This window comes from Teichococcus deserti (assembly GCF_001982615.1).
GTDB classification, from domain to species: Bacteria; Pseudomonadota; Alphaproteobacteria; order Acetobacterales; family Acetobacteraceae; genus Pseudoroseomonas; species Pseudoroseomonas deserti.
Genome location: NZ_MLCO01000339.1, coordinates 1 through 1,217 on the forward strand (window position 1 = coordinate 1; position 1,217 = coordinate 1,217).

Below are 1,217 nucleotides of genomic sequence, written 5' to 3' on the forward strand. Positions count from 1 at the left end.
AGGTCGGGGGAATGAATTCCCCCGAACCCCCTTCTTTTTTCTGTTCTGTTGGCCATTCAGGGGGACAGCGCCTTGCTCCGGCGTCACCAGGGAGGCGCGGCGGGACTCGGATTCTTAAATAATCGTCGCCACCTCGAAGGTCGCGCCTTGGCGGGGCCGTGGCGCGTACTGTCTCCACGTGGACATGGCAATTTGACAGAAAAAAGAACGGGCGCGGCGCACTGCGCCGCTGGGGAATTCATTCCCCTGGCCTGTCCTCTGTCTTCTCTTCAGGCCTGATGATCTCTCTCATCATAGGTCTTCTTGACCAGCCATAGCGCAAACCCCGTCCCGAACAGGAACAGCGACAGCGCGAAGAAGGTCAGCGGCGCGTCCTGCGAGGCGCCGGCCAGCAGCAGGCCGACCAGGGCCAGGATGGCGTTGAAGACCAGGAAGAAGATGCGGTTGGCGGTCATGGGCGGCCTCCGGGCGTGGGATCGTCGAACAGGATGCGGGACGCGGCGCCGTCCAGGTCGTCGTACTGGCGGGCGTGCAGCGTCCAGAGGAACAGGGCCAGCGCCAGCAGCCCGAGGAACAGGGCCAGCGGCACCAGCAGCAGCAGGGCGTTCATGCGGGGGCCCTTCCGGCACGCAGCGCATTGAGGATGACCATGATCGAGGAGCTGGCCATGACCAGCGCCGCGATCAGCGGGGTCGCGTAACCCAGCACCGCGCAGGGAATGGCGACGAGGTTGTAGATCAGACTGAAAGAAATGTTTTGCCGAGCCAGGCGCTGGGCGCGGCGGGCGACGCGGATGGCATAGGGCAGCGCCGACAGCCCCTCGCCGCGCAGCACCAGGTCGGCGGCCGTCTGCGCCAGATCGGTGGCGCCCTCCGGCGTCGCCGAGACATGCGCCAAGGCGAGCGCCGCCGCGTCGTTGATGCCGTCGCCCACCATCAGCGGCTTGTGGCCGGCGACGCCCAGCGCCGCGATCCGCTCGGCCTTGGCGGCGGGGGTGGCGCGGGCCTGCCAGGGGCCGATGCCGGTGGCCTCGGCGACCGCCTCGACCGCGGGGGCGGCGTCGCCGGACAGCAGCTCGGCGGGCAGGCCGAGGCCGGCCAGGGCCTCGACGGTCGCGGCGGCATCGGGGCGCAGCCGGTCGGCGAAGCGGAAGGGCACCGGCGACAGGCCGGGGCGGTCCAGCCACAGGGTCAGGCCTTCATCCTCCTGCGCCAGGC

General features: G+C 69.3%; 3 protein-coding genes. All 3 read right to left on the minus strand.

The window, feature by feature from the left end; all coding sequences use genetic code 11:
• Positions 1-269: 269 nt before the first annotated feature.
• Positions 270-455, minus strand: coding sequence for a hypothetical protein (locus BKE38_RS26445; RefSeq protein WP_076960190.1), 186 nt, complete (start codon positions 453-455; stop codon positions 270-272).
• A complete protein-coding gene (ccoS, locus tag BKE38_RS26450; protein WP_076960191.1) occupies positions 452-610 on the minus strand; it encodes a cbb3-type cytochrome oxidase assembly protein CcoS in 159 nt (52 codons plus the stop codon). Before ccoS ends, BKE38_RS26445 begins: the two co-directional genes overlap by 4 nt.
• The coding region (locus BKE38_RS26455; protein ID WP_165694292.1) for an HAD-IC family P-type ATPase at positions 607-1,217 on the minus strand (611 nt) is incomplete at its 5' end. The genes BKE38_RS26455 and ccoS, both read right to left, overlap by 4 nt.